The sequence below is a fragment of the Alcanivorax sp. 97CO-5 genome (assembly GCF_000524665.1).
GTDB lineage: Bacteria > Pseudomonadota > Gammaproteobacteria > Pseudomonadales > Alcanivoracaceae > Alcanivorax > Alcanivorax borkumensis.
On record NZ_KI965877.1, the window covers coordinates 257080 to 277350 of the forward strand.

17 protein-coding genes are annotated in these 20271 nt (G+C 54.3%); 12 read left to right on the forward strand and 5 right to left on the reverse strand.

Annotated elements, in window-relative coordinates; genetic code table 11:
- Positions 1–10 precede the first annotated feature (10 nt).
- The 4 genes from frr to rpsB form a co-directional block, all read right to left on the reverse strand.
- Positions 11–568 carry a ribosome recycling factor gene (gene frr / locus Y017_RS01180; protein ID WP_011588429.1) on the reverse strand — a complete coding sequence of 186 codons (558 nt, stop codon included), beginning with the start codon at positions 566–568 and terminating at the stop codon, positions 11–13.
- A 37-nt stretch (positions 569–605) separates the two neighbouring features.
- Positions 606–1343, reverse strand: a complete 738-nt coding sequence (gene pyrH / locus Y017_RS01185) for a UMP kinase (protein ID WP_035458348.1) — start codon at positions 1341–1343, stop codon at positions 606–608.
- A 243-nt stretch (positions 1344–1586) separates the two neighbouring features.
- Positions 1587–2465 (reverse strand): translation elongation factor Ts, encoded by an 879-nt coding sequence (gene tsf / locus Y017_RS01190; RefSeq protein ID WP_035458349.1) that lies wholly within the window; start codon positions 2463–2465, stop codon positions 1587–1589.
- A 66-nt stretch (positions 2466–2531) separates the two neighbouring features.
- Positions 2532–3290: a 30S ribosomal protein S2 gene (gene rpsB, locus Y017_RS01195; RefSeq protein ID WP_011588426.1), complete on the reverse strand. Its 759-nt coding sequence runs from the start codon at positions 3288–3290 to the stop codon at positions 2532–2534.
- A gap of 190 nt (positions 3291–3480) precedes the next feature.
- On the opposite strand from rpsB, the gene map reads away from it, so the two are divergent.
- The 11 genes from map (at position 3481) to ccoM (ending at position 16412) form a co-directional block, all read left to right on the forward strand.
- On the forward strand, positions 3481–4383 hold the full coding sequence (gene map / locus Y017_RS01200) for a type I methionyl aminopeptidase (protein WP_369751960.1): 903 nt from the start codon (positions 3481–3483) through the stop codon (positions 4381–4383).
- The gene (locus tag Y017_RS01205; protein WP_035458356.1) at positions 4384–7056 is read left to right on the forward strand and encodes a [protein-PII] uridylyltransferase; all 2673 of its coding nucleotides are present in this window, start codon (positions 4384–4386) and stop codon (positions 7054–7056) included. It begins immediately after the preceding gene.
- Positions 7057–7060: 4 nt separating this feature from the next.
- Positions 7061–8242 (forward strand): succinyldiaminopimelate transaminase, encoded by a 1182-nt coding sequence (dapC, locus tag Y017_RS01210; RefSeq protein ID WP_035458357.1) that lies wholly within the window; start codon positions 7061–7063, stop codon positions 8240–8242.
- A 163-nt stretch (positions 8243–8405) separates the two neighbouring features.
- A complete protein-coding gene (locus tag Y017_RS01215) occupies positions 8406–8753 on the forward strand; it encodes an ArsC family reductase (RefSeq protein ID WP_051428669.1) in 348 nt (115 codons plus the stop codon).
- An 82-nt stretch (positions 8754–8835) separates the two neighbouring features.
- Positions 8836–9870, forward strand: a complete 1035-nt coding sequence (dapD, locus tag Y017_RS01220) for a 2,3,4,5-tetrahydropyridine-2,6-dicarboxylate N-succinyltransferase (RefSeq protein WP_011588421.1) — start codon at positions 8836–8838, stop codon at positions 9868–9870.
- Positions 9871–9963: 93 nt separating this feature from the next.
- Positions 9964–11097, forward strand: a complete 1134-nt coding sequence (gene dapE / locus Y017_RS01225; RefSeq protein ID WP_011588420.1) for a succinyl-diaminopimelate desuccinylase — start codon at positions 9964–9966, stop codon at positions 11095–11097.
- A gap of 142 nt (positions 11098–11239) precedes the next feature.
- Positions 11240–11440: a DUF1656 domain-containing protein gene (locus Y017_RS01230; protein ID WP_035458361.1), complete on the forward strand. Its 201-nt coding sequence runs from the start codon at positions 11240–11242 to the stop codon at positions 11438–11440.
- A 17-nt stretch (positions 11441–11457) separates the two neighbouring features.
- On the forward strand, positions 11458–12333 hold the full coding sequence (locus tag Y017_RS01235) for an HlyD family secretion protein (protein WP_011588419.1): 876 nt from the start codon (positions 11458–11460) through the stop codon (positions 12331–12333).
- Positions 12314–14434 (forward strand): FUSC family protein, encoded by a 2121-nt coding sequence (locus Y017_RS01240; RefSeq protein WP_011588418.1) that lies wholly within the window; start codon positions 12314–12316, stop codon positions 14432–14434. The genes Y017_RS01235 and Y017_RS01240 overlap by 20 nt, the downstream gene beginning before the upstream one ends.
- Before the next feature lie 142 nt (positions 14435–14576).
- The gene (locus Y017_RS01245; RefSeq protein ID WP_035458363.1) at positions 14577–16178 is read left to right on the forward strand and encodes an aldehyde dehydrogenase family protein; all 1602 of its coding nucleotides are present in this window, start codon (positions 14577–14579) and stop codon (positions 16176–16178) included.
- A 102-nt stretch (positions 16179–16280) separates the two neighbouring features.
- A complete protein-coding gene (ccoM, locus tag Y017_RS15505; RefSeq protein WP_255346552.1) occupies positions 16281–16412 on the forward strand; it encodes a cytochrome c oxidase subunit CcoM in 132 nt (43 codons plus the stop codon).
- Between the two features lie 243 nt (positions 16413–16655).
- On the opposite strand, the gene Y017_RS01250 is transcribed toward ccoM, so the two are convergent.
- Positions 16656–17522 (reverse strand): Dyp-type peroxidase, encoded by an 867-nt coding sequence (locus Y017_RS01250; protein ID WP_035458365.1) that lies wholly within the window; start codon positions 17520–17522, stop codon positions 16656–16658.
- A 203-nt stretch (positions 17523–17725) separates the two neighbouring features.
- Here Y017_RS01250 and plsB point away from each other — a divergent pair, with 203 nt between their 5' ends.
- Positions 17726–20227, forward strand: coding sequence for a glycerol-3-phosphate 1-O-acyltransferase PlsB (plsB, locus tag Y017_RS01255; protein WP_035458366.1), 2502 nt, complete (start codon positions 17726–17728; stop codon positions 20225–20227).
- The last annotated feature ends 44 nt before the right edge of the window (positions 20228–20271 follow it).

Below are 20271 nucleotides of genomic sequence, written 5' to 3' on the forward strand. Positions count from 1 at the left end.
CGCGAAGCGATCAAACGGTCATCAATTCTTCTTCTTTCTCTTTCAGAACACCTTCCACTTCCGCCACCATTTTGTCGGTGAGCTGCTGAATTTGCTCTTCCCCACGGCGCTGCTCGTCTTCGGAAATTTCTTTTTCCTTAAGCAATTCTTTCAAATCGCTATTAGCATCACGACGAATATTACGAATGGACACACGTGCCTGCTCCGCTTCCGCACGCACCACCTTGACTAGGTCACGGCGGGTTTCCTCAGTCAACGGCGGCAATGGCAAACGAATAAGAGTGCCCGAGGTGGACGGATTAAGGCCCAGATCAGACATTAAAATGGCACGCTCAATTTGTGGAATCAGGGACTTATCAAACGGCGAAATAGTCAGCGTTCTCCCTTCTTCCACCGAGATATTCCCCATCTGATTCAGGGGCGTCTCGGCACCGTAGTACTCAATGGTAATATTGTCCAGCAAGCTAGGATGGGCACGACCTGTACGCACCCGTTTCATGGCTGTATCCAGCGCTTCAAGACTCTTTTTCATGCGGCTTTGCGCATCACTGCGAATATCGTCAATCACCGTTTTTCCTCGCTTCTATTCAGCGTATCAGCTGCACTTATTGTGCGGCCTCTACCAGAGTGCCTTCCTTACCGCCCAGCATCAGATTAAGCAAGGCACCCTTCTTGTTCATATCAAAGACACGCAGTGGCATGGAATGATCCCGGCACAAACAAATAGCCGTCAGATCCATCACGCCCAGCTTTTTTTCCAACACTTCATCATAGGTCAACGCGTCATATTTAACCGCATCCGGGTTCTTCACCGGATCGTCATTATAAACGCCATCCACCTTGGTGGCCTTTAGCACTACATCAGCACTGATCTCGATTCCACGCAGACACGCGGCAGAGTCTGTAGTAAAGAACGGGTTGCCTGTTCCTGCGCAAAAAATCACCACCTCTCCGTTTTTTAGGTGACGATTAGCATTGCGATGATCATAGTGCTCAACCACCCCACTCATGGGGATCGCAGACATGAGACGCGTACGGATATTAGAACGTTCCAGCGCATCACGCAGAGCCAGGCCATTCATCACTGTTGCCAGCATACCCATATGGTCGCCGGCTACCCGGTCCAAGCCTGCGCTTTGCAGAGCCGCACCCCGAAACAGATTACCACCACCAACGACCAGCCCAACCTGAACACCAATCCCAACCAACTGACCAATTTCCAAGGAAATCGCATCCAGAACCTTCGGATCAATGCCAAAGCCCTCTTCACCCGCCAGTGCTTCCCCGCTCAGCTTGAGCAGGATTCGGTTATAGCGCGGTGAGCGCTCCTTGTTCGTCGGCATCTCTTTCTCTCCACCACTCATACGAAACCGCCACCCATGAAAACCTGCCATCCTCATCACTTACACCGGCTCAAACCGGCCTTCCACTTCATTCAAACGCACGAGCCTATGCTGCATAGCACAGTACCGCCCCGCACGATGGTTGCAAGTGCTTTTCTATTTTCACCGTTTAACAGGCGAAAAAAACGCCCTGCTGATCAAACCAGCAAGGCGCCTTTACACATCGAGTTCCGCCAATCAGCCTTAGCCCTTGGCCGCAGCTTCTACTTCAGCAGCGAAATCGACTTCTTCTTTTTCGATACCTTCACCCACAACCAGTCGCTCAAAAGAGGCAACCTCGGCGCCAGCCGCTTTAACCAGCGCACCAACAGTGGTGTTCGGATCTTTCACGAACGGTTGATCCAACAAGCTCACTTCCTTCAGGAACTTGTTGATACGGCCGCCGAGCATTTTTTCAACGATCTCAGCAGGCTTGCCTTCCATATCGGGCTGAGCACGGATGATTTCTTTCTCTTTTTCCAGCACATCAGCAGGAACCTGATCGCCACTAACAACCATCGGGTTAACGGCAGCCACATGCATAGCTACATCTTTACCCAACTCGGCATCGCCACCTTTCAGGGCGATCAGAACGCCGATACGGCCACCGTGAACGTAAGCGCCAATAGCGCCTTCCGCTTCTAGCTTGGCAGCACGACGGATCTGGATGTTTTCACCGATTTTCTGAACCAGCGCTTGGCGTGCTTCTTCAACAGTGGAGCCGTCTTCCAGCTTCAACTCACCAATTTTAGCAACGTCAGTTTCACCAGCGCTCAAAGCAGCAGCCGCTACCTTGTCGCAAAAACCCAGGAAGTTGTCGTCACGGGCAACGAAATCAGTTTCAGAGTTGATCTCTACCATAACGGCTACGGTGTTCGCGTCGTTGGTAGCAACTACAACACCGCCTTCGGCGGCGGTGCGGCCTGCTTTCTTCGCCGCTTTGGCCTGGCCGGATTTACGCATATCGTCGATGGCTTTTTCGATGTCGCCATCTGCCTCTACCAGCGCCTTCTTGCATTCCATCATGCCAAGACCAGTACGCTCGCGAAGCTCTTTAACCATTGCAGCAGTTACAGCAGCCATGATTATCCTCTTAAAATTAGGTATGTTTCGGTAAAGCAGGCGAGCCCGAGGCCCGCCTACCATAGATTAACCTTCGGCTTTTTCGCCTGCGGCTTCATCTGCTACCTCGACGAATTCGCTCTCGCCGCCGGTCTGATTCTGGGCATACTGCTTGCCTTCCAGAATCACGTCAGCTGCTGCTTTCACATACAGCTGAATGGCGCGGATTGCGTCGTCGTTACCAGGAATAACGTAATCCACGCCATCCGGGTTGGAGTTGGTATCAACCACTGCAACAACTGGGATACCCAGCTTGCGAGCTTCCTGCAATGCGATGTCTTCATGATCAACGTCAATCACGAAAAGTGCGTCAGGCAGGCCGCCCATATCCTTGATACCACCGATGGAACGCTCGAGCTTATCCATCTCGCGCTTACGCATCAGGGCTTCTTTCTTAGTCAGTTTGTCAAAAGTGCCATCCTGGAACTGGGCTTCCAGCTCACGATAACGCTTAATGGACTGACGAATAGTTTTCCAGTTGGTGAGCATGCCGCCCAACCAACGGTGATCCACATAGGGCATGCCGCAACGCTGAGCTTCTTCGCTCACCGCTTTCTGCGCCGCACGCTTGGTACCAACAAACAAAATCTTGTTGTTGCTGGCAGCCAGCTTGTTCAGGAACGCCATGGCGTCATTGAACAGGGGCAGAGTTTGCTCCAGGTTAATGATGTGGATCTTGTTACGAGCGCCGAAGATGTAAGTATTCATCTTCGGGTTCCAGTAACGGGTTTGGTGACCGAAGTGCACGCCCGCTTTGAGCATATCGCGCATAGTTACGCTAGACATTGTTAGTACTCCACTTTGGGTTAGGCCTCCACGCCCCCGCATAAACCCAACCAAATCGGCCTAACTTACAGACCAGAAGGCACCCAGGGCTATGTGACGGGGCATGTGTGATTTCCTTCCCCACTCATCGGCGGTTACAATGCAACACCGTCGCCTATTGGCCGACGCAGAGCGGGAAAGCGCGCGCTTTATACCACAGCCGCCCCTCACAGGCAATGCAAAGGTGTGTGCCCGGCCTAAATCATCTTGCCCAAGCCCCGCCCAACTCACTGAAACAGCAGGAGTTTTCCAAAACCTCATGAATGTCGTCATAAAAACCCCCGAACAAATCAGCAAAATGCGCGAAGCGGGCAAGCTAGCCGCTGAAGTCTTGGAAATGATCGCAGAGCACGTTAAACCGGGGATCACCACCGAGGAATTGGACCGCCTCTGCCACGACCATATCGTCAACAAGCAACAGGCTATTCCCGCCTGCCTAGGCTACGGTGGCGCGCCCGGCCGCATGCCATTCCCTAAGTCCGTCTGCACATCCGTGAATCACGTGGTCTGTCACGGCATTCCCAGTGATCGCAAAGCTCTTAAAACCGGGGATATAGTGAACATTGATGTCACTGTCATTAAAGATGGCTGGCATGGTGACACCTCCAAGATGTTTTATGTGGGTGAGCCCTCCGTACTTGCCCGCCGACTGGTGGAAACCACCCGGGAATGCATGATGGCGGGCATTCGTATGGTCAAGCCGGGCGTACGGCTGGGCGACATCGGTCACCGGATCCAGAAAATGGCCGAAGGCGAACGTTTCTCCGTGGTGCGAGAGTACTGTGGTCACGGCATTGGTGAAGGTTTCCATGAAGAGCCCCAGGTGGTTCACTACGGCAAGCCTGGCACGGGTCTTGAATTGCAAGAAGGCATGGTGTTCACCATCGAACCCATGATCAACGCCGGCAAAGCCGCCAATAAACTGCTGCCAGACGCCTGGACCGTGGTCACCAAAGACCGCAAGCTTTCCGCGCAATGGGAGCACACCATCGCGGTCACCGCCGATGGCTACGAAGTGCTCACCGCTCGCAGCGAAGAAACGGATCTCTATTAAGTGTCACTGCTACCCGCAATATCCCAAGACGCCCTGCTTGATGCCTTGCAGGAAAGCGCCCAGCCGGGGCAATACGCCCGCCAGTTCCTGGCCCAGGGCCAGGAACGGCTGAACCAAGCCTTCGAGACCACCGATATCACCGAGCTGGTACAGGCCCGAGCAGGCATGGTGGATCAGGTGATGATCGCCGCCTGGTCCCTGTTTGGCCTGGCCAACCGTGACGACGTGGCGCTGGTTGCAGTAGGTGGCTATGGCAGGGGGGAACTACACCCCTGCTCTGATGTGGACCTACTGGTGCTGCTATCCAATGCGCCGGAACAAGCTCTGCGCGACAGCCTTGAACGTTTTGTGGCATTTCTGTGGGATATGGGCCTGGAAATCGGCCATGCAGTTCGCACCTTGGACGAATGCGTGGACCTTGCCCGAGATGACATCACCGTTGCCACCAACATCATGGAAGCACGCACCCTCGCCGGCAACGATATCCTGCGTGAGCAACTTGAAGACCGTACCGGCCCAGAACATATGTGGGATTCTGCTGCCTTCTTTGCCGCAAAATGGCAGGAGCAAACCACTCGCCACAAGCGTTTTAATGACACCGAGTACAACCTTGAACCGGATCTGAAAAACGCCCCCGGTGGTCTACGTGACGTGCAAATGATTGCCTGGGTCGCCAAGCGGCACTTCAACACCGACAGCCTTGAGGCCTTGGTTAGCAACGGTTTCCTTACCCCTGAAGAGTACGGGGTGCTGCGCAAGTGCCTGGACTACCTTTGGGAAGTGCGCTGGCAACTTCATGTACAAACCGAGCGCAATGAAAACCGTCTGCTGTTCGATCACCAGCGTCAGCTTGCTGACCGGCTGGGTCACGAAAATTCCAGCGCCAACCTGGCGGTGGAACATTTCATGAAAGACTTCTACCGGGTCGCTTTGGCTTTATCCGTTCTCAACGAAATGCTACTACAGCTTTTTGACGAAGTGATTCTGCGCAGTGATACTCAAGAGCAAGTTCGGCCACTCAACCGCCGATTCCAAGTACGTAACGATTATCTGGAAATCAGCAACTCGGATGTCTTTGAGCAACACCCCAGCGCCTTGCTGGAAGCATTTGTTCTAATGGCCCAAAACCCGGATCTGAAGGGTATTCGTGCGTCCACAGTACGTGCGTTAATCTACCACCGCCGCCAGATCAACGATGCCTTCCGCAACGACCCGACTAACACCAACCTGTTTATGCAACTGCTGCGCAGCCCCCATGCCCTGTTCTCACAACTGCGGCGCATGAAGCGCTACGGAATTTTGGGCAAATACCTGCCGGAATTCGGCAACATCATCGGCATGATGCAGTACGATCTTTTCCATATTTACACAGTGGATGCCCACACCCTGCTGGTGATCAAAAACATGCGTCGGTTGCGCTACGAAGACCTGCGCGAAGAGTTCCCCTTGGCCAGCGAAGTGTTTTATCGTTTACCCAAACCAGAACTGTTGTACGCTTCTGGCCTCTACCATGATATTGCCAAAGGGCGTGGTGGCGACCATTCCGAACTCGGCGCGGATGACGCCATCGCCTTCTGTCAGCGCCACGGCCTGACCGCATGGGACGGCAAGCTCGTAGCATGGCTGGTGCGTAATCACCTGACCATGAGTGTGACCGCCCAGCGCAAAGATATATCGGATCCCGACGTAGTCTACGATTTCGCCCGAAAGGTGGGTGACTTGGTTCACCTAGATTACCTCTATGTGCTTACCGTAGCCGATATTAACGCCACCAACCCCACGCTCTGGAACTCATGGCGTGCCTCGCTGCTGCGCCAGCTATATACCGAAACTAAGCGCGCTCTGCGTCGCGGCCTGAATAACCCGGTGGAAAAACAAGACTGGATTGACGAAACCCGCGACGCCGCCCTTCGACTTCTCACGGACCGAGATCACGATGGCCCCGAGATCGAAACGTTATGGGCCAACATCGGTGACGAATACTTCCTGCGTGAAACCCCACGGGATATTGCCTGGCATACCGAGGCCTTGCTGGACCGAGAAGACCCAGAAGATCCGTTGGTATTGATCCGTGAATCCAGTCAAAGTGTACTGGCTGGGGGATCACAGATCTTCATTTACACTCCGGACACCCGCAACCTGTTCAGCGCCACCGTGAACGCCATAGATAGCCTAGGCCTAACCATTATGGACGCGCGCATTATTACCAGCGTGGATGGCTTCAGCTTAGATACCTATATCGTGTTGGATGAACAGGGTACCCCCATTGGCGAGGACTGGGCACGCATCGAACAGATCCGCAAAACGCTCACCGAAACATTGAAGTACCCGGATCGTTATGCGTCCACCGTTAGCCGCCGCATGCCCCGGCGCAATAAGCACTTTGATGTACCCACCCAAGTAGTGATCAGCAACGACATCGTCAATGATCGTACCGCCGTGGACATCCAGACTTTAGACCGCCCCGGGCTGCTAGCTCACATCGGGCGCATCTTCATGCGCTTTGAGATCCTGGTACAAAATGCCCGCATTGCCACCTTGGGCGAACGCGCCGAAGACGTCTTCTTCATTACCGATCTTGATGGTGAACCGGTCTCCGACCCGACACTCTGTCAGGAACTGCAACAGACCCTCAAACAAGAACTCGACGCTAAGAACAACGGGAACACCTGACCCTATGAATCCAGACCTGGAACGGTTGCACCCCTATCCGTTTGAAAAACTCAAAGCCTTATTCAGCGACTTGCCCGCATCAGATAAGTCACCCATTGCTTTATCTATCGGGGAACCCAAACACCCGTCACCGGATTTCGTGCAACAGGTACTAAGAGATAGCACCGCGCGGTTATCCAACTACCCGACCACCGCTGGCTTACCGCAATTAAGTGAAGCTATCGGCGAATGGCTGAAACGCCGTTTCCACCTACAAAGTATTACCCCCAGTAGCCAGGTATTGCCTGTCAACGGCACCCGTGAAGCGCTCTTTTCTTTCACTCAAGCCGTAGTCGATCGCCAACGCCAGCCGTTGGTGCTGATGCCCAACCCTTTTTATCAAATCTACGAAGGGGCTACGCTTCTCGCCGGTGGAGAACCCATGTACCTGCCGTGCACAGATGCCACAGGCTTGCAGCCCAATTTCGATGCTGTCAGTGAAGACACCTGGATGCGTACCCAGCTGCTGTTCATCTGCACCCCGGGCAATCCCACCGGAGCCACACTCAGTAAAGCCCAACTCAAAGCCCTGATACAGCTGGCAGATAAATACGATTTTGTCATTGCGTCAGACGAGTGCTACTCCGAAATCTATCGGGATACGCCTCCGGTTGGACTACTGGAAGCTTGTGCAGAACTGGGTCGCCATGATTATCGCCGCTGCGTGGTCTTTCATTCCCTATCGAAACGGTCAAATCTGCCAGGCCTACGCTCAGGCTTTGTCGCTGGTGACAACGAAGTGCTTAAGCAGTTTCTGCGTTACCGCACCTACCACGGCTGTGCCATGCCCATTCAGCATCAGCTAGCCAGCATTGCCGCCTGGAACGATGAGGAACATGTAGAAATCAACCGTGCTCTGTACCGGGAAAAGTTTGATGCAGTACTGGACATTCTTGGCGACCCCCTTAAGGTATCCGCCCCGGAAGCCGGATTCTATTTATGGCCTCAAACGCCCATCAGTGACGAAGAGTTCGCCCAACGCTTGCAGGCTGAATACAACGTCACCGTGCTTCCCGGTCGCTATTTATCACGCACTATTGATGGCAACAACCCAGGGCAGAACCGGATTCGCATGGCGCTGGTAGCACCGCTGGAAGAGTGTATTGAAGGCGCCAAACGCATCAAGGCACTGCTCGATACGTTGTGAGCGCCAAGTCACTCGCTTCGAGCTAAACACGAGTAAGGCTGAATGATCTGCTACGCATTACCCGCGCACAAAGAATTCCGTAGGTCGCGGCGACAATGCTGAAATTCACAGCAATGTATCTCGCATTGAAGCTTGGCGCTTGTTGCTAGAGCAAGGATTGAACATGGAACTGACCATCTTCGGTATCAAGAACTGCGATACCATGAAAAAAGCCATGACATGGCTAGACAATAACGGCATCAGCTACCACTTTCACGACTACAAGAAAGAAGGCGTGCCCGAGCAACGACTGCGCCAATGGCTGGAAGCCCTGAGTTGGGAAATAGTCATCAATAAACGCGGCACTACCTGGCGCAAACTGGACACGGCAACCAAGGAATCCATGACTACGGAAAAAGCCATCACCGTGGCGATGGATAACCCATCCATAATCAAGCGCCCTATTCTTCAAAGCAACACCATTATCACAGCCGGTTTCAACGCCGACGAGTGGACAGACATATTGAAATAATGCCGGCTGCCTAACGCTTGATGCTCAACAGCGACTTTCGGCATCATGCATTTGGCAGCCAGCTCGACGTCAGGAGACAACAATGAGTAACTATTTCGCCATCGCACTGGGCTGCGGTACCAAAAACCGTAAAGACAACTGGCTTGAAGTTTTTTATCCCGACCCGAGCCTTAACCCGGACAACAAGCTGATTGACGTAATCCGTGAAGAACTAGACTACCAGGGCGGTAACGCGGCTCTGGAACTCACCCATCGCCAAGTTCAGCACATTGCCCGCGAATGGCGTGAAGCCGGCTTTGAACATGAAGCCAGCTATGCAGTGGCATTTCAAGAATCCGATCGCCCGGTGGTACTCACTGTATTGGAAACGGACGCCGAGCCAGCGACCACTCCAGAAGCCTACCTCAAGCTTCACTTGATCTCACACCGATTAGCAAAACCCCATGGTGTTAACTTGTCCGGCATATTCCCGCTACTACCCAACGTGGCCTGGACCAACGAAGGGGCCGTGGATCTGGAAGAACTCCCTGAGCGTCAACTTTTGGCCCGCCTAAACGGCAAAGTGCTGGAAGTAAATAGCGTGGACAAGTTCCCGAAAATGACCGATTACGTGGTGCCTGCCGGTGTCCGTATCGCCGATACCTCCCGGGTTCGCTTGGGCGCCTATGTGGGCGAAGGCACCACCATCATGCACGAAGGCTTCATTAACTTTAACGCGGGTACTGAAGGCCCCGGCATGATCGAAGGCCGCATCTCCGCTGGCGTCTTTGTAGGTAAAGGCTCCGACATCGGCGGTGGCGCCTCCACCATGGGCACCCTGTCTGGCGGTGGCAACATCATCATCTCTTTAGGCGAAGGCTGTCTGCTGGGCGCCAATGCGGGTACCGGCATCCCCTTGGGTGATCGTTGTACCATTGAAGCAGGCTTGTACATCACCTCCGGCTCCAAGGTGCAACTGCTGGACGACAAGGGCGAGATCGTTAACACAGTCAAAGCACGTGATTTGGCTGGCCAGTCCGACCTGCTGTTTCGCCGCAACACCACCAACGGTGCCGTGCAATGTCTCACCAACAAAAGCGCCATCGCCCTGAACGAAGAGCTGCATAAGCACAACTAAAAAAGCGACCAGCTGCAAGCTTCAAACTACACATAGGCTTTCTCCCCTGTTTGCTAGTCTGTCGCTTGCAGCTTTAGGCTTGGAGCTGATCTCATGTCTCGTACCCTCGACTACACTAAAGAACTCATCCGCCGCGCGTCCGTGACACCGGAGGATCAAGGCTGTCAGGCCTGGATAATTGAAAAACTGGAAGTGCTGGGCTTTAAATGTGAAACCCTGTGGTTCGAGGAAGTGCGCAACCTGTGGGCCCGTCGCGGAACCCAAGGGCCTGTATTTGCCTTTGCCGGTCATACCGATGTGGTGCCCACCGGCGACGTGACGGCGTGGAAATACGATCCGTTCACACCCACCGAAGAAGGTGACTTACTGTATGGACGAGGGGCTGCCGATATGAAAGGTTCCATCGCCGCCATGATAGTGGCCATGGAAGACTTTATCGCCGCTCATCCGGACCATAACGGTAGCCTGGCTTTCCTAATCACCGCTGATGAAGAAGGCCCCTCCGTTAACGGCACCGTCAAGGTGGTAGAACACTTGCAAGCTCGCCAAGAGCATATTGATTATTGCCTGGTAGGCGAACCATCTTCCACCAACACCGTAGGGGATGTGATCAAAAACGGTCGCCGTGGTTCGCTGGGCGCAAAGCTCACCGTAAAAGGCATTCAAGGGCACGTGGCCTATCCACATCTGGCCCGCAACCCGATTCACGATGTGGCGCCAGCGCTTGCAGAATTGTCTGCTACCGAATGGGATCAAGGGAACGATTTCTTTCCCGCTACCAGTTTTCAAATTTCCAACATTAACGGCGGCACCGGCGCCACCAATGTAATTCCAGGCACCTGCGAGATCATTTTTAATTTTCGTTTTTCCACCGAACTCACCGATGCCATTCTTCGCGAACGGGTCGAAGCAATTCTCGACAAGCACGGCCTGGACTATGATCTGCAATGGACCCTTTCCGGCCAACCGTTCCTGACAGATCGAGGAGCTCTGGTGGACGCCGCCGTTGGTGCGATTCGCGATGTCACCGAGTTGGACACTGAACTGTCCACCGCCGGCGGCACCAGCGATGGTCGTTTTATCGCCCCCACCGGCACCCAGGTGGTGGAGCTAGGCCCCACCAACGCCACCATTCACAAGGTGGACGAACACACAAGCATCAGCGAACTGGACACCCTAACGCAGATCTATCAGCGTTTGCTCCAACACTTGATGACCACTGGCTAAAACCTGCCCCATAATGATGCGCGACCTGCGTGATAGAGCCGGCTGACATTAATCCGGCTCTATCACGCAGGCGCAGCATCAGGCTACAAATTCAGGCAAACTGCTCCTACTATAAAAACGCTATCACGGATCGGGAGGCACCATGTGGCTGCATGAAATCCCAGTGGGCGGCATGCTGTTCAGCCCTATGGTATTGCTGGTGCTGCTGTCACTGGCTCTTACCTTCATGTCCTACTTGTTACTTCGACAACTAGGCTGGCACCGCCAGGTCTGGAAAGGCGCTTGGTTCTACCTTTCCCTTTTTGTCTGTTTCGTTGCCCTTTCCCTGCGACTATTGAGCTGACTGAGATAAGGTCCTTCATGCAACAAACACTTCGAATGCTACTTACCGTGGTTCTGGTCATTCTGGCCCTGATCGCCGGGCACTGGGTGTGGAATTACTACCTCTATGCACCCTGGACCCGAGACGGCAAAGTACGTGCAGAGATCATCACACTCTCCCCTGATGTGTCTGGCTGGGTGCGCGAACTCAATATTGAAGATAACCAGAGAGTGAGTCGAGGCGACCCATTGTTTCGTATCGACGACACCCGCTACCAGGCCGCACTTGCCAAAGCTCGAGCCCAGCTGCTTTATCAGCAAAAAGCCCTGCAGCTCGCGCAACATCATTATCAACGTCGCAAGGATTTGCATCGCAGTAATAACAACAGCATTAGCAAAGAGGCGTTAGAAAGCGCACGCATACAGGCAGAGCTCGCCAAAGCTAACGTGGCACTGGCCCAAGCCGAACTGGACAGCGCTAGCATCAATCTCGAACGCACCCGCATTCATGCCCCCGCCGACGGCACCATCGTTAACCTGTCGCTTCAACAAGGCAATTTTGTCAACCAAGGCAGCCCGGTGCTCTCCCTGGTTAAAGCTGACAGTTTCTATGTCACCGGCTATTTTGAAGAAACCAAATTACCGTTGGTCCACGTGGGCCAGGACGCCTCAGTGATTCTCATGAATGGTTCCCGTGCCCTGCAGGGGAAAGTGACCAGCGTGGGCCAAGCCATCGCCAACGCCAACACCCAAACCGACCGCCAACTACTCCCCCAAGTACAACAAACCTTTAACTGGGTGCGGCTGGCGCAACGTATCCCGGTGCACATCAAACTGGCATCCGTGCCCAAAGATATCCTGCTCGCCGCCGGCATGACCGCCACTGTGCGTCTGTATGACGAAGAGCCAGAGTGACGTTTTCGTGATGACCTTGCCTCCTCGTCTTGCCGTCATCCTGACACCGCAGCGCCACTCCGTGCTTTTTGCGCTTAAGGGTATTATTGCCATGGGGCTGGCCCTTTATCTGGCCATGCTCATGCAACTTGAGCGCCCCTACTGGGCACTTATTTCTGCGGTATTCTTGCAGGTCCGCCCGGAAACCGGGCTAGTGATTGAAAAAGGGCTGTGCCAGATTGGCGGTACCTTGGTGGGCGGGGCCATGGGCCTGCTGATTCTCGCCACCCTACTGCCTTACCCCTTTATTGCACTATTGGCGCTGACTCTGTGGATCGGCCTCAATGCAGCCGCCTCAGCCTGGGTACGGCAAGCCAATTTTATTTATGGTTTTGCCATGGCGGGGATCACCGCCACCCTGATTGTGGTGATTTCCATCGCCAACCCGACCAGCACCTCTAGCGTAAGCATTTTTCATGTGGCCAATGCCCGGATTAGCGAAATCATTGTTGGCGCAGTCTGTGCGACCCTAGTGAGCAATCTACTGTGGCCAGCCCGTGTTAGTCACTTGCTGCAAAAACATGCCAGAGGCGCGCTCAACCAGACCCTGGCCTACCTGGAACTGGAACTAAACCCGACAGGCACCCACACCCAACGACATACACAAGTAGATACCCTACTACAGCGCATTTTCCCACTCAGTGATGACAGCAGCGCCGTCATGTATGAAGGTGCTCAGGGCCCGGGCCGCGCACGGGCCGCCACCGTCATCTGTCACAAGACGCTGTCACTGATTGCACGCATACGCGTTATTGGTCGCCTGATGCGCAACCACAGTGAGCTCCTCACACCGGCTCTGCAGGACATGCTCGATTCACTGCGGCTTTCCTTCAAGCGGATGCGCGAAACCGATTCCGCCGAAGCCGCCATGGAGGAAGTGCAACACCTGCGCCAGCAATTGCGAAACGCTCGTAGCGAGCAAAGCGACGACGCCCCCCCGCTTCAGCGGCGTTTTTTCCAGGTAGCCCTAAACCTGACCGCCGACATTATTCTTGCCCTGGAAGCCAACCGGGCACTGCATTTCAGCAAAGAAATGCAACTGCGCCCGCAGGCCCTTAAGCCCTACCGGGATGTACAAATTGCCGCCGCCGTGGGTATCCGCAGTGCCTTGGTATTCATGATTGCCGCCGGCCTCTGGATCGGCACTGCCAGCCCCATGGCCATCATGCTGATGATCATGCCGGTGATCTTCACCATCCTTTTTGCCCGCCTGCCAGAACCGGACCGGGTGTTACGTCGGGCCGCGACCACCTCGGTACTGGCCACACCGGTTGCCCTATTCTTTACCTTGCCCCTCCTAGCCCTCAGCAACGGCGATTTTCCGCTACTAATCCTTATTCTTGGCGCCCCCCTGTTCGTAGCACTACTGGCCATTAGTAACCCCACCACCCTGGCCTACGGATTGGGGTTCTGCACCCCTTACATTATTCTGGTGCAACCGGGTAACGCCATGGATTTCGATGTGGCCCGGGTGGCCAGTAACGGCTTGGCAATCACCGGCGGCATCGTCATTGCCTTCATGATGTTTCGGCTAATTACTCCACCCAGCGGGGCAAGCCTGCGCCGACGACTCATTCGCGAAACCGCTGCTGACCTAACGTTAATCGGCCATCACCGTATTAAAGAGGAAGGCTTCAATGCCCGTATGGCGGACCGCCTTCGTTGGCTCACCATCTGCGACAAGGCACTGCCCGAAGAACGACGTCACTTTACTGACCTAGGGCTGACAGGCCTTAACTTGGGCCAAGTCTCGCTATGGGTGCAAGGACGCATTCACACCCAGGCGCCCGCCGCCTTGCTGGCCTGCGCGGCCCAATGGCAGCAATCCCTAGCTGATGCCTACCAGGCCTGCGCCCAAGGGCATTGCGATAGCCGTTTTCGCGACAACTCTGAACGCCTAAAAATCGCCATGGCCCAGGCCGGTAATTTGGAACAGCGAAATCAGGAGTTGGTTGCTGGCGCGGTGGAGCGCATCGCTCTTACCTTCGAACGCATGGCCTCACGCATGGCTCGCACCGTAGAGCCAGACGATATCTCAGCCAATAGCACGGCAAGCCGCTAGAAGCCCGTCGCTTAAAGGCCTAAAATTACTGTCGAGAAGCTCTAGCCAGCGTGTCTACTCTGTGTTTCTCTGGCCTTCTTCCCTGTATCACTAATCGCCTGCGGGCCGCCCTGGCGACCCGCCATGATGGAGCCCCCTTCACATGACCGTACAAGAGAAATTGACTGCCAACGTAGTGGTCGACACCAACCCCGCCACCGGCACTGCCGTTGCAGAGTTGAGCGAAACCAATCTGGATGCGTTGCCACAAATGCTGGACAAAGCCCGGCAAGCGCAAGCTATTTGGGCGACCAAGTCTTTTAAGGAAAGGGCTCGCCATATTCAGATGATGCGCAGCTACATTGTCGACCGCGCCGATGATCTGGCCCGTACCATCAGCGAAAGCAACGGCAAAACACTCACTGATGCCTTGGCGACGGAAGTATTACCCTGTGCACTGGCCTGCAAATGGTATGCAAAAAATGCTGAGCATTACCTGAAAGAGCGTAACCGCCCTGTAGGCAGCATCTTATTCTTTAACAAACGCACCCATATGTTACGGGTACCGTTAGGCGTAGTAGGTATTATCAGCCCTTGGAACTACCCCCTATCGATTCCTTTTGGCGAAATCGTCATGGCCTTGATGGCCGGTAACGGCATTATGCTAAAAGTGGCTGCAGCCACCCCTGCAGTAGGCCGGGCCATTGAGCAAATCGTCGCCGCTGGCGAACTTCCTGAAGGCCTGTTTCAGCACATTGTCGGCTCTGGTTCAAAGGTCGCTACCGGCTTTTTCGATAATGGCATCGATAAGCTGTTCTTTACCGGCTCGGTCGCCGCAGGCAAAACGTTGATGGCTCAAGCAGCTAAAACGCTGACTCCCGTCTCACTGGAGCTAGGCGGTAACGATCCGATGCTGGTGCTCGAAGATGCAGATCTGGAGAGAGCCACCAACGGTGCCGCATGGGGCGGCTACCAAAATGCAGGGCAAAGCTGTGGCGGGGTGGAGCGTGTTTATGTGGTGGATGCCGTATACGATCAGTTCGTGGATCTGCTGGCCAAGAAAACCCGTCAGCTGCGCCACGGCATTGGTTGCAACGGTTTTGATGTGGATATCGGCAGCCTAACTACCGCAGGCCAACTGCGTACGGTTCAGCAGCATGTGGAAGACGCACTGGCCAAAGGCGCTCGCATTGAAGCCCAGTCCCGCCCTGTGGGTAATGTGGAAAACGGCTTCTTCTTCCCTGCCACTCTGCTCACCCAGGTCACCGATGACATGCTCACCATGTGTGATGAAACCTTCGGCCCCTTAATCGCCGTGCAGCGTGTAGCCAATGAAGAAGAGGCCATTCGCAAAGCCAATGATTCAAATCTGGCCCTGACCTCTTCAGTCTGGACTAAAGATAACAAACGTGGCCGTGCCATCGCCGCACAGCTGCAGACGGGTGTTACCACCCTCAATGATCACCTCTACAGCCACGGCTTGTCTGAAACCCCCTGGGGCGGCTGGAAAGAATCGGGCATTGGCCGTACCCACGGTCCGGAAGGTTTGGAAGAAATGACCCAGGCGAAAGTAGTGAACTGGGATATTTTGCCGTCCAAACGCAATATCTTCTGGTACCCGTTTGATCAGGCCACCTATAACGGTATCAAGAATGCCTTGCTCTTCGTCTTCCCTTCCGGGGTCGGCCAGTGGCTGAGCGCTTCGCTCAAGCTTACCCCCTTCTTGGTGAAGAAAATGTTCACTGGCTGGAAAACCGGCGACTAAACTGTCGCGGAGGGGCCCGCGCAAGCGGGCCTATTGATCTGCATCACATTGATCCTCTCTGAATCTGTCACGCTAGCCAGACAGGTTAAGGGAGGATTTTCTATGTATATGGATACCGTGGTTTTAGCAGGCATCGCTGTGATTGCAGGCATTCTAATCTTCGCGGGATGTTTCGCCCTGTTTATCTGGCTTGATGCTGGTAATAAAGACACCACACAGAGCGAAAAGGACTAACATCTCCGCGCCCTATTTTCACGCGGCAGGAACGGCGGGGTAGGCTCACGGCCATTGCCCTTAGACACGCCTTAGAACAGCGCTTTGCGCACTCGGCGTGCGCCCCCAATGTGCCGCTCTTTATCTTATTCCCTTAGCCTAGGGAGCGAACCAGCGTGGAAGGCTGATAATACATCTACAATGCCACTCTTAGCGGCTCCCTTAGTGGCTCTTCAACAGAATACTTCCCAAGCTATCGCTGGATCAGAGCGCCTCCAGCCAATCTTGTGACGGCGCATACCACCAGGACCCCATCACCGGACGGGTAAAGTCCAGTAGACGATCTTTCACTGAATCATCAGCAATGCCATACATACGGCGTAGCAAAAAGTCGTAACGGTCCAACTCGCAACAAAATGCCAAAAAATACAGACCATGCTGGCCACTGTCGCCATAGGGAACCGAGCGACGCCACATTTTTTGCGCTACACCGTCACGGTCCACATCCACGCGTCCAACGTGGGCATCCGTGGGCATGCGCTCATCATCAAACTCCACAGCATCTTCTTTGGTCCGGCCAAACACATTCTCCTGCTCACTAACCGGTAACTGGTTAAACTTGTCCAAGTCGTGAATCCATTTCTGGGTCAGCACCCAGCTCCCCCCCGCACCGGGGTGAGGTTCAGCAATAAAAGCAGCCTTTTCTGCCTTTTCGCCGGTGGGGTTACCAATGCCATCCACGAACCCTGTTAGGTCTCGCATGTCGTGGTACACAAAGGCCGTCAACTCAAGCTGAGTTGCAAGTAAATCACCCACCGCCTTGCGCACCTGCATGGCAGTATCGAATAGATCGCCAGACTCTTTAGCCTGAACCCACACCCATAAATCCCCCTGGGTGGCCGGGATATGTCCCTCTAGGGAAAACGCGGAGAAGCTGAAACGGGAATCAAAACAGGCCCAAAGATCTGGTCCGAAAGCCAACAAAACCGGGGTTTTCTCACTTTTCAGTACAACAATCTCTCGCAGAGCGGCGCGTAATGCCTCCAGCTCAAAGCCACTACCAAGGCTGAATTCGAAGAACAGATGGTGGGCATAACTGCGGTCAAAAATACCGGATTGAGGTGTCGACACCGGAAGCTCCTTTGCGCTATCCATGAACAGGAAGAATTCCCACAATAATAGCAGGTCTAATCATGGCGAACCTCTTCAACGTGAAGGAGTCAGCCTTCAGCATACCAAGCGCAGCATTTCTGAAACAAATTGAAATATCCGCTAGTGTTCCGGACTCTGGGCTTTCGATACACTTAGCTCCCATTCGTTAATTGTAACCGACTATGACACCTTGGCTTGGCCTGGACCGACTAGGTTTCTTCCTGATACGTATATTTTTACGCTTGTGCACCCGCGCTAATGCACTTCCTTCAGACCCCAAGGAACTCCAACTCGCCGCCAACACACCGGTGGTGTATGTGCTCAGTGACCGCTCGGCCGCGGATGCCGCCGTGGCAGACCAAAGTGCCCGACAACTAGGGCTTTCCTCTGCCTTGCGAGGGTTAACGCTGGGCAAGACGCACCTTCACCATAGCTATTTCCAGCTGTACCGTCGGCAAATAGGTAACCGCCGTCAGCGGCGCGCAGTCTCACCACCCCGTCTGGAAAAACTGGTCGCAGTCCTGCGCGCTAACCCCGACGCGGATGTTCAGCTGGTGCCGGTATCTGTGTTCTGGGGCCGTCGGCCGGAAAAAGAGAACTCAATGTGGCGCATCCTGTTCTCCGATAACTGGTCGCCCGCCGGTTTCATCAAGAAATTCTTCATCATCATTACTCAGGGACGGCAGCTCTACGTTCAGTTTAGTCGGCCCCTATCACTGCGCACCCTAGTCGACCAGTGCCAGACTGACGATCAAGCCGTTCGCAAAGCATCACGCATCCTGCGGGTCCATTTCCGCCGCCAACAGGAAGCCGCCATCGGGCCAGATCTGTCGCACAGGCGTACCCTGACTAACACTGTGGTGGATTCCATCTCGGTACGTGAAGTCATTAGCGCTGAAGCGAAACGGCAAGACCTCAGTGAAGAAAAGCTGGAAGCCAAGGCCCGCGCTTATGCCATGGAAATTGCAGCAGACTATTCTCACACCGTGATCCGAACCCTTGAGTTGTTTTTAAACTGGTTATGGAACCGCCTATACGGAGGCATTCGCCTCTACAATATGGACAACCTGACCAAGGTCGCCGGCGATCACGAAGTTATCTATGTGCCCTGCCACCGTAGCCACATAGATTACCTACTGCTGTCCTTTGTGATGTTCCGTAACGGCTTGGTTCCACCGCATATTGCCGCGGGTATTAACCTGAACCTGCCGATCGTGGGAACGGTCCTGCGCCGTGGTGGCGCTTTCTTCATGCGTCGCAGCTTCCGTGGCAACCCACTATACGCCGCCGTATTCAGCGAATACTTGCACACGATTACCACACGCGGCTTTTCCATTGAATATTTTGTAGAAGGAGGTCGCAGCCGCAGTGGTCGCATGCTTAAGCCCCGCACCGGCATGCTGGCCATGACCGTACGCAGCTTCCTGCGCGATTCGCGCAAGCCGATTGCCTTTGTGCCTGTCTATGTGGGCTACGAAAAAGTGATTGAAGCTGGCTCCTATATCGGCGAACTGCACGGCAAAAAAAAGCAAAAAGAATCGGTGGGCGGCTTGATGAAGTCACTGTCTGTACTGCGTAGCCACTTTGGCCAGGTGCACCTGAATTTTGGGGAGCCTATTAAGCTGGTGGACTATCTGGACGGGCACAATCCAAAATGGCGCAATGAAACGATCGCCCCCGGGGAAAACCCAGCCTGGTTTAAACATGCAGTCGCAGAGCTGGGCCAAGAAGTGGTGGAATCCATCAACGCAGCCGCAGTGGCCAATCCGGTTAACTTGCTCAGCCTAGCGTTACTTGCATCACCCAAGCACACCATGGATGTGGCTCAACTTCGCCAACAACTCAACCTCTACATCTCTCTGCTTAAACAGGCGCCCTACAGTGATTGCGCCGCGCTCGCCACTGACGACGCCGATGCCATTATCCAGTATGGCCTTGAGCATGACTTCCTGGACCGGATCGAACACAAACTGGGTGACGTGGTGACCACCGATGAAAAAACTGCTCTGCAGATGGCCTACGTACGCAACAACAGCCTGCACCTTTTCATTCTCCCCGGGCTAATCTGCTCTTTGGTAATGAATGCTCGCTCGGTCAGCATCGACGTACTGCAAAGCATGGTTCGTCTGCTCTACCCCTTCCTGCGTAACGAGTACTTTTTGCACTGGCAAAACGATGAAGAGCTGGAAGCCGCCGTCAATAATATCGTCACCGTCCTACAGCAAGAGCAACTAATTACCCGTGAGAATGATTGTTTGCACGGGGCGGCGATTCACACTCATGAATCTGACATGCTCGATCACCTTGGCCAGACAGTGATGCCGTCGCTGGAGCGTTACTACCTAACCATTCGACTGCTGGTGCAATACGGCTCCGGAATGCTCACCGCCGATCAACTAGGCAAATTGGCACACCAAACCGCACAGCGGCTATCTCTGCTTTATGAGTTTAATTCCCCGGAATTTTTCGACAAAGTGGTGTTAAAGAACTTTATTGCCCAGCTTTATTCCACGGGTTTGGTGACACCGGGAGGCAGTGGCGCATTGGAGTTTGATGAAAAACTGCAGGCCCTTGATGACGAAGCCAGTCGCATTCTCAGCCCGGATATCAGTGACGCTATCCAGCGTGTCACACGGGTTAGCAATCTGGGCAACCTGCTTACTGCGTCATCTGAAGCAAATTAAACATCTCCGGCCATCTCTTGTGGGTGGCCGGTGTCTTCCCAAAA

What these genes read in the sequence shown, in the direction of transcription:
- dapC (WP_035458357.1), top strand. Translation starts at nt 7,061, where the DNA reads ATGAATCCAGACCTGGAACGGTTGCACCCCTATCCGTTTGAAAAACTC.
- Y017_RS01215 (WP_051428669.1), top strand. Translation starts at nt 8,406, where the DNA reads ATGGAACTGACCATCTTCGGTATCAAGAACTGCGATACCATGAAAAAA.
- Y017_RS01240 (WP_011588418.1), top strand. Translation starts at nt 12,314, where the DNA reads ATGACGAAGAGCCAGAGTGACGTTTTCGTGATGACCTTGCCTCCTCGT.
- Y017_RS01230 (WP_035458361.1), top strand. Translation starts at nt 11,240, where the DNA reads ATGTGGCTGCATGAAATCCCAGTGGGCGGCATGCTGTTCAGCCCTATG.
- ccoM (WP_255346552.1), top strand. Translation starts at nt 16,281, where the DNA reads ATGTATATGGATACCGTGGTTTTAGCAGGCATCGCTGTGATTGCAGGC.
- dapE (WP_011588420.1), top strand. Translation starts at nt 9,964, where the DNA reads ATGTCTCGTACCCTCGACTACACTAAAGAACTCATCCGCCGCGCGTCC.
- rpsB (WP_011588426.1), bottom strand. Translation starts at nt 3,290, where the DNA reads ATGTCTAGCGTAACTATGCGCGATATGCTCAAAGCGGGCGTGCACTTC.
- pyrH (WP_035458348.1), bottom strand. Translation starts at nt 1,343, where the DNA reads ATGCCGACGAACAAGGAGCGCTCACCGCGCTATAACCGAATCCTGCTC.
- dapD (WP_011588421.1), top strand. Translation starts at nt 8,836, where the DNA reads ATGAGTAACTATTTCGCCATCGCACTGGGCTGCGGTACCAAAAACCGT.
- Y017_RS01245 (WP_035458363.1), top strand. Translation starts at nt 14,577, where the DNA reads ATGACCGTACAAGAGAAATTGACTGCCAACGTAGTGGTCGACACCAAC.
- plsB (WP_035458366.1), top strand. Translation starts at nt 17,726, where the DNA reads ATGACACCTTGGCTTGGCCTGGACCGACTAGGTTTCTTCCTGATACGT.
- Y017_RS01235 (WP_011588419.1), top strand. Translation starts at nt 11,458, where the DNA reads ATGCAACAAACACTTCGAATGCTACTTACCGTGGTTCTGGTCATTCTG.
- tsf (WP_035458349.1), bottom strand. Translation starts at nt 2,465, where the DNA reads ATGGCTGCTGTAACTGCTGCAATGGTTAAAGAGCTTCGCGAGCGTACT.